Below are 7,879 nucleotides of genomic sequence, written 5' to 3' on the forward strand. Positions count from 1 at the left end.
CGGGGCGGCTGGGGCGGCTGGGGTGGCGGACGGTGCGACCGGTACGGCGGCCGGTGTCAGCGGGGCCCTCGTATGACCCCCGCGCCGCCGAATCCCTCGCGCCCGCCCGTCCGCCCCGCGGTTCCTCCGTTGCCCGAGCCCCGGCCGCTCGGTGAACGCCGGTGCTGGCCAAGAGACTTCAGCGACCGGCTCAGCGCGCCGTTGCCCGGGCTCCGGGCGTACGCGCGGCTGGTGCGGGAGGGCGCCGTGCGGCCGGGGCCCGCGGGGCTCGTGGACGTGCCGCGCATTCCGTGCGCGCCCGCGCCGCCGCCGGTGCCCCGTCCCGGCGAGCTGGCCGTCACGTGGGCCGGGCACGCGAGTTTCGTCGTACGGATCGGCGGCCTCACCGTACTCACGGACCCCGTGTGGTCGCGCCGCATCCTCGGCACCCCCGCCCGCGTCACCCCCGTCGGCGTGCCGTGGGCCTCGCTCGGCCGCGTCGACGCGGTCGTCCTGAGCCACAACCACTACGACCACCTCGACGCCCCCACGATGCGCCGCCTGCCCCGGTCCACGCCCGTCTTCTGCCCCGCCGGGCTCGCCCCGTGGTTCAGGCGGCGCCGCTTCACGCGGGTCACCGAGCTGGACTGGTGGGAGGCCGCCGTCCTGGACGGCGTCCGCTTCGACTGCGTACCGGCCCACCACTGGTCCAAACGCGGCCTCGCCGACACCTGCCGCAGCCTGTGGTGCGGCTGGGTCCTCACCGCCCCCGGCGGCGGCCCGCGCCTGTACTTCGCGGGCGACACGGGGTACGGCCCCGCCTTCGCCGAGATCGGCCGCCGCCTGCCCGGCATCGACCTCGCGCTCCTCCCGGTCGGCGCCTACGACCCGCGCTGGTGCCTCGGGGACGTGCACTGCGACCCCGAGGAGGCGGTACGCGCCGCGGGCGACCTCGGCGCGGCCCGGATGGCCCCCATGCACTGGGGCACCTTCCTGCTCTCCGCCGAGCCCGTGCTCGAACCGCTCCTGCGCACCCGCGCCGCCTGGCACGCGGCCGGGCGCCCCCGCGCGGACCTGTGGGACCTCCCGGTGGGCGCCTCGCGCGTCCTGGAACGGCAGCCGGAGGGCGGGACGGGGACGCGGTGAAACCGCGCGCGCCGGTCGTTACGCGTTCGTAGTCTCGAATTCGTACAACCGTGTGAAGCCTCGGTGAGTCTCCTGTGTGTATCACGAAGACAGGGGAAGACCATTAACGCCGCACGCCGTACCACGCTCGTCGTCGCCACCTCCGCCGCGCTCGCCCTCACCGGGATCGCCGCCTGCGGCACCGTCGAGAACCTGAGCGCAGCGCAGAAGATCCAGAAGGCAGCCGACAAGCTCGGTGAGCAGCGCGCGCTGACCGTCGAGTTCGGGTTCGACGCGGACCCAGAGGTGTTGCAGCGCACGGACAAGTCCGAGGACCCCGAGGACGCGCTCTCGCCCAAGGCCGCGAAGGCGGTCGCGAAGATGCGTGTCTCCCTCTCGGTGCAGGCATCCAAGCCGCTCTCCGAGGCCGGGGAGAAGGACATGAAGGCCGTGGCCCTCTCGCTGGGTTCCGGAAAGGGCGAGGAACTGCTCGACATCCGCATGATCGACAAGTCCTTCTACCTGCGGGCCGACCTCCCGAAGCTGGGCGACACCTTCGACGAGCCGATGCCCGGCGCGGACGAACTGCCCGAAGGCATGGGCCCGCTCAAGGACCTGTTCGAGGGGAAGTGGGTCAAGACCGACACCGACGCGCTGAAGAGCCTGGCGAGTGACGACGGGAAGTCCGACGAGCAGGTCTCGCCCAAGACCGAGCGCAAGCTGAAGACCGACCTCAAGTCGATCCTCGCCCGCCGGGTCACCTTCGACGACCAGGGGAAGAAGGACGGCACCGAGCACATCCGCGCCGAGGCCCCCGCCCGCGCCCTGCTCACCGATGTCGTCGGGGCGCTTCGCGGCGTGGCCGACGACCTTCCGGCGGGCAAGCTGCCCGGCCTCCCCACGGAGAAGGACCTCAAGGACATCCCCCACCGCAAGGCGGGGGTCGATTTCGCTCTGAAGGACGGCGCGCTCTCCGGGATCACCCTCGACGTCACCCAGTTCGCCGAGCCGGGCGACGGGATCAAGAAGGGCGACAAGGTCGACCTCGTGCTCCGCTTCGCCGATCCGGGGAAGATCGCCGCTCCCGCCGGGGCGAAGGAGCTGCCCCAGGGCAAGAAGGGCACGGTCTTCGGCATGGACCCGGGCCTCCTCCTCGGCGGCGACCCGGCGGACGTCGACGAGCTCTCGAAGGACGGCACCGACGCCGCGAGTCCTCTCGACGAGGACGAGTTCAAGAACGACCCGCTCTTCCGCAAGGAGTTCGAGAAGCAGCTCCGCAAGGAGATGGACAAGCAGTTCGGCGCCGACTGGGAGAACGGCCCGATGGGCGACGAGATCGAGAAGCAGATCCAGGCACAGATGAAGCTCCAGTTCGGCGACACCGCCGCCAAGAGCTGACGGGCCGGGGGCGGTACGGGCCGCAGGCAGCTACGGGGCCGGGCGACACGCCTCGCGGGCCCGCCGCCCCGCCTCCCGTACGGCTCCGTCCGTGCTCAGGCCCGCGCCCGCCCCTCCTCGGCGTCCTCCGCCCCCGCCCCGCCCCCTTCGTCCGCTCCCCGCGTCCCGCGCAGCCGCCGCCACACCGGCGGCCCGCCGCTGATCAGCAGCGTCAGCACGACCGCGGCGACGACGCCCTGCCACGGTTCGGGGAAGAGCGAGCCGCCGAGGATGCCGACCAGCTGGTAGGTGAGCGCCCAGGCGAGGCACGCCGGGGCGTTGCCGCGGACGAACACCCGCAGCGGCATCTCCGCCATGAGGCACGCGAGCATGACCGGGATACGGCCGCCCGGGACGAGGCGGGAGAGGACGAGCAGCGGGACGCGGCGGTGCTCCAGTCCGCGCCGGGCCTGCGCCAGGCGGTCGGCGGGGGCCCGGTCGCGCAGGGCGTCGAGCCAGCGCGAGCCGTTCTTCGAGCGCATTCCGCGCTGCCCGAGCCAGTAGAGGGCCACGTCCCCGAGGAACGCGGCGAGCGCCGCGGTCCCGAAGACGAGGAGCAGGTTGAAGGGGTTGTGGTGCAGGGCGACCACCGAGGTCGAGCTGACGAGCACGCCGGTGGGTATCACGGGGACGAGCGCGCCGAGCAGGACGAGCAGGAAGAGCGAGGGATAGCCCACCGCCTGCTGCGTCACCCCCGGCACCTTGTCCGCGACGCGGTCCGCCGCCTGCGAGAGCGCCCGCGCCCCGTCCCACGCCGCGCCCCGCGCGTTCTCCACGGCCAGGTCCCAGGCCGTCCCGCGCGCGGTCACCGCGCCACCTCCGGGCGCACGCTCTCGCCGTGCCCGAGCAGGTGCACCGCGACGTCCGGCGCGAGCTGCGCCGCCTGCCGTACGAAGTCGACGCCGGGCGAGTGGAACTCGTGCGGGCGCACCGCGTCGAGGCCGATCGGCCAGTACGTGCCGAAGTGCACGGGAACGGCGGCGCGCGGTCGCAGAGCGCTCAGCGCCAGCGCGGCACGCTCCGGGTTGAGGTGCTCGTGCCCGAGCCCGGGCCCCCAGCCGCCCACCGGGAGCAGTGCGACGTCGACGGGGCCCGTCTCGCGCGCCATCCCGGAGAAGAGCCCGGTGTCCCCGGCGAAGTAGGTGCGTGCCGTGCCGCTGATGACGTAGCCGAGCGCGGGTGCCTGGCGCGGGCCCACGGGGAAGCGCCGCCCGTCGTGCCGGGCGTGGACCGCGCGGATGTCGAGCCCGCCGATCCGCTGCTTGTCGCCCGGGGCGACCTCGACGAGTTCGAGCCGCGCGAGCCGCCGCCCGAGCCCCGGCACCGCCCGCAGCGCGCCGCGCGGCAGCAGCACCACCGTCCCGGGCGCGAGGCGCGCGAGCGAGGGCACGTGCAGGTGGTCGCTGTGCAGGTGCGAGACGAGCACCCCGTCCGCGCGCAGCACGACGGGCGGGGGCAGCGCCCCCTGACGGCGGCGCAGATGGGCGAGCCGCCGCACGAGCACCGGGTCGGTGAGGAGCCGTGTCCCCGCGTCCTCCACGGTGCAGGTCGCATGTCCCCACCAGGTGATCTCCACCGTCGCCGCTCCTCCTCGCCACCGCCGCGGGGCCGCTTCGCCGTCCGCGGGCTCCCGTCGAGCCTAAGGGCTCCAGTAGAGTCGGCACTCATCCGGACGTGTGCCCCGCGGGCGCCGTCCACACGGGGGTGGGGGACACCGGCCCCGGAGCGGAACGGGGGAGTGCTGTGAACGGGCACCGCGCGGTGGCGATCGCCGCCCTCGTACCCCTGGAACGGCTCGACACACAGCCGTACCTCGTCGACATCCGCAGTCAGTTCGCGCACTGCGCGCAGTGGGCCGCCGCGCGCGGGCACACCCTCGTGCGCGAAGTGCTCGCGCACGGCCTCGCCCCCGGGCACGAGGCGCTGTGGGACCCGGTCGACCGGGGCGAGGCCGATCTCTTCGTGGTCGCGGAGGCGGCGGCGCTCGCCGAGGCCGTGCGCCCGGCGGAGGAGTTCCGCGCGCTGTGCGAGCTGCGCGGCATCCCGCTCGCGCTCGCCGCGCTCCCCGAGCCGCGCTACGACGCCGCCCACAAGGCCCGCATCCACCGCAGGCTCTCCATGCCGACCGCGGGCTACGACGGCCGCTGAACCCGGCCCGCGACCGCCCTCCGGACTTCGGCCGCGACCGCCCGCCGGACTTCGGCCGCGACCGCCGCTGAACCCCGGCGCCGTCCTCGCGCGTCCTTCCGGGCGGGGACCCCCGCCCCGGACCCGCGACGGGCGGGAAAGCGGCAGAGCGCGGTGTGCGAAGGTGGGGGGACGGTCCGCGGGCGTTCCGCGCGGACCGCGTGAGGAAAAGGTGAGCGGTGAAAGAGGAGAGGTGGCGCGGGGCCGGGAGCGCCGTGTTGCGGATGTTCGCGGTCTGGGGGGTGAGCACCCTGACGATGCTGGTGCTCGCGGGGCTGCTGCCGGACTTCAAGCTCCAGTCGGCCGACGGGGACAGCGCGACGCGCATCGCCTCCACGGCCGCGCTCGGCGCCGGGGTCTTCGGGCTGCTCGGCGCCCTCGTGTGGCCGCTGCTCGTGCGCACGCTGCTGCTCGTGCCCGCGTTCGTCCTCGCGGTGCTCGTCTTCTTCCTCAACGGCTCGCTGCTGCTCCTCGCGCTGCGGCTCGTCCCGGTGAACAGGGGCGAGGTCAACCCGGAGACCGCCGTCGTGGTCGCCGCCGTCATGTCGGCCGTCGCCTCGGCGACCGGGGGCGCGCTCGCGGTACGGGACGACAACGCCTACCGCCGCCGCCTCCACCGCCTCGCCTACCGCCGCTACGGCCGCCCCAGCGGCACCCCGGCCCCGCCGGGCACGGTCTTCCTCCAGCTCGACGGCCTCGGCCACGACGTCCTCATGGACGCCGTCGGCAAGGGCGTCATGCCGACCGTCGCCGGACTCCTCGGCGGCTTCCCGACCCACCGCGTCACGCCGTGGCGCACCGACTGGTCGAGTCAGACGGGCGCGAGCCAGCTCGGCATCCTGCACGGCAGCAACTTCGACGTCCCCGCCTTCCGCTGGTACGAGAAGGAGACCCGCGAGGTCGTCGTGTCGAACCGCCCGGCGAGCGCGGCCGAACTGCAACGCCGGGCCGTCGAGCGCACCGGCGACTCCGGCCTGCTGAGCCTGGACGGCGCGAGCCGCGGCAACCTCTTCGGCGGCGGCGCCGACCAGCTCGCGCTCGTCCTGTCCGTCGCGGTGCGGCGCGGCAAGGCGACCCGCTCGCGCGCCGGGTACTTCGCGTACTTCAGCGACCCCGCGAACGCGGTGCGCACCGCGCTGTCCTTCGTCGCCGAGGTCGTTCGCGAGATGTCCCAGTCCACGCGCGCGAGACTGCGCCGTGAACGCCCCCGCATGGGCCGCGGCGGCCTCTACCCCTTCGTCCGCGCCTTCGCGACCGTCGTCGAACGGGACGTCGTCGTCGCGGCCGTCATGGGCGACCTGCTCGCCGGCCGCACCGCGATCTACGCCGACCTCGTCGCCTACGACGAGGTCGCGCACCACTCGGGCCCGCGCAGCCGCGACGCCGAGCAGATCCTGCGCCGCCTCGACCGCTCCCTCGCCCTCGTCCTCAAGGTCGCCGAACTCGCCCCGCGCCCCTACCGGATCGTCCTCCTGTCCGACCACGGCCAGAGCCCCGGCGAGACCTTCCGGATGCGGTACGGGCTCAGCCTCGGCGAGCTGGTGCGGGCGGGCTGCGGACTGCCCGTGCCGCGCAAGGTGCGCCGTACGCACTCGGGCAACGAGGCGCGCGCCGCGGTCCGGGCCGCGCTGCACCGCCCCGTCGAGGAGCGCGCCGAGGAGCACCACGCCTCGCCGCGCCGCTCCGAGCCCGTCGTCCTCGCCTCCGGCAACCTCGGCCTCGTCTCCTTCCCCGACGTCCCGCACCGCATGACGCGCCAGGAGATCGACCGCCGCCACCCCGCGCTGCTCTCGACGCTCGCGCACCACCCGGGGGTCGGTTTCCTGCTCGTCCGGGACGCGGAGCACGGCGGCGTCGTGCTCGGCGCGTACGGGGCCGAGGTGCGCCTCAAGGACCTCGGCGCGCACCCGACGGCCGAGGAGCTGGGGCCGCTCGCCGCCTTCGGGCCCGGTGCGGCCGAGGCCGTGCGGCGCACCGACTCCTTCCCGCACTGCGCGGACATCATGGTCAACTCCTGGTACGACCCGGAGACCGGCGAAGTCCTCGCCTTCGAGGAGCAGATCGGCTCGCACGGCGGGCTCGGCGGCGACCAGTCCCGGCCCTTCCTGCTCTCGCCGCTGGCGCTGAGCGCCCCGGTCGCCGAGGGCGGCGAACTCGTCGGCGCCGAACGGGTCCACGAGGTCCTGCGGCGCTGGCTGCGCGAGAGCCACGGCCCGCAGATCCCGCTGCCCAGCCGCCCCGCCGAGGCCGCTGCCGCACCCGTACCGGTGCCGCCAACTCCGCCTCGCGCGGGCGGAATGTGATCGTATAGGCCACGGCCCGCCCCCGCCGGGGCGGACCGGCCCCGCCCCCGGGGCCCTCGCTCGCGAAAGGACCGCACCGTGGCCACCACTCGTTCCGCGCACACCGTCTGGGAAGGCGACCTGCTCAAGGGCAGCGGCACCGTCACGCTCGACTCCTCCGGCGTCGGCTCGACCCCCGTCTCCTGGCCCTCGCGCGCCGAGGAGCCGAACGGGAAGACCAGCCCGGAGGAGCTGATCGCCGCCGCGCACTCCTCGTGCTTCTCGATGGCCCTCTCCAACGGCCTCACCCAGGCCGGTCACGCGCCGACCCGCCTCATCACCTCGGCGGACGTCACCTTCCAGCCCGGCACCGGCATCACCGGCATCCACCTCTCCGTCGAGGGCACCGTGCCCGGCATCGACGAGGCGGGCTTCACCGCCGCCGCCAACGACGCCAAGGCGAACTGCCCGGTGAGCCAGGCCCTGGCCGGCACCACCATCAGCCTCTCGGCGAAGCTCTGCTGATCGGGCCTCAGCCGCCCGCCGCGCCCGGTCCTGGCCGCCCCCGCTCGCAGGGGGCAGCCGGGATCGCCGCGTCACGCACTGTTCAATGGTGTGTCCACTGGCATCCCTGGTGCGCGGGTGCCGGACGCGCGAAGGTGAGGTGCGGCCCCACCCCCGGGGCCCTCCCGAGGAGGAGTTACGTGCCCCCACGCCCCACCCGCTCCAGAACCCCCCGCTCCCGCGCCCCCCGTTCCCGGGTTCTCGGCGCCCTCGCCCTGACGCTCACTCTCTTCGGCACCGGCGCCGGTCTCCAGAGCGCGTACGCGGCACAGCCCGCGCGCGCCGAGGCCCCGCCCGCCGACGCC

General features: G+C 74.8%; 7 protein-coding genes. 5 read left to right on the forward strand and 2 right to left on the reverse strand.

What is annotated here, in order from left to right; genetic code table 11:
* The first annotated feature begins 72 nt into the window (after window positions 1-72).
* A complete protein-coding gene (locus tag G3I42_RS15800) occupies window positions 73-1,125 on the forward strand; it encodes an MBL fold metallo-hydrolase (protein WP_164286481.1) in 1,053 nt (350 codons plus the stop codon).
* Window positions 1,126-1,188: 63 nt separating this feature from the next.
* Window positions 1,189-2,502, forward strand: a complete 1,314-nt coding sequence (locus G3I42_RS15805) for a hypothetical protein (protein ID WP_164286482.1) — start codon at window positions 1,189-1,191, stop codon at window positions 2,500-2,502.
* Window positions 2,503-2,597: 95 nt separating this feature from the next.
* On the opposite strand, the gene G3I42_RS15810 is transcribed toward G3I42_RS15805, so the two are convergent.
* Both G3I42_RS15810 and G3I42_RS15815 read right to left on the reverse strand, forming a co-directional pair.
* Window positions 2,598-3,242 (reverse strand): VTT domain-containing protein, encoded by a 645-nt coding sequence (locus G3I42_RS15810; RefSeq protein WP_164286492.1) that lies wholly within the window; start codon window positions 3,240-3,242, stop codon window positions 2,598-2,600.
* Window positions 3,243-3,346: 104 nt separating this feature from the next.
* Window positions 3,347-4,117, reverse strand: a complete 771-nt coding sequence (locus G3I42_RS15815) for an MBL fold metallo-hydrolase (protein ID WP_164286484.1) — start codon at window positions 4,115-4,117, stop codon at window positions 3,347-3,349.
* 167 nt (window positions 4,118-4,284) lie between these two features.
* On the opposite strand from G3I42_RS15815, the gene G3I42_RS15820 reads away from it, so the two are divergent.
* The 3 genes from G3I42_RS15820 (at window position 4,285) to G3I42_RS15830 (ending at window position 7,535) form a co-directional block, all read left to right on the forward strand.
* Window positions 4,285-4,689: a hypothetical protein gene (locus tag G3I42_RS15820; protein WP_164286486.1), complete on the forward strand. Its 405-nt coding sequence runs from the start codon at window positions 4,285-4,287 to the stop codon at window positions 4,687-4,689.
* A 263-nt stretch (window positions 4,690-4,952) separates the two neighbouring features.
* The gene (locus G3I42_RS15825) at window positions 4,953-7,031 is read left to right on the forward strand and encodes a phage holin family protein (RefSeq protein WP_203606872.1); all 2,079 of its coding nucleotides are present in this window, start codon (window positions 4,953-4,955) and stop codon (window positions 7,029-7,031) included.
* A 78-nt stretch (window positions 7,032-7,109) separates the two neighbouring features.
* On the forward strand, window positions 7,110-7,535 hold the full coding sequence (locus G3I42_RS15830) for an OsmC family protein (RefSeq protein ID WP_164286490.1): 426 nt from the start codon (window positions 7,110-7,112) through the stop codon (window positions 7,533-7,535).
* Window positions 7,536-7,879: the final 344 nt, after the last annotated feature.

This window comes from Streptomyces sp. SID11385, from assembly GCF_010548245.1.
Taxonomy (GTDB): domain Bacteria; phylum Actinomycetota; class Actinomycetes; order Streptomycetales; family Streptomycetaceae; genus Streptomyces.

Excerpts from the sequence above, each read along its gene's own strand:
- G3I42_RS15825 (WP_203606872.1), top strand. The coding sequence starts at position 4,953 with ATGTTCGCGGTCTGGGGGGTGAGCACCCTGACGATGCTGGTGCTCGCG.
- G3I42_RS15800 (WP_164286481.1), top strand. The coding sequence starts at position 73 with ATGACCCCCGCGCCGCCGAATCCCTCGCGCCCGCCCGTCCGCCCCGCG.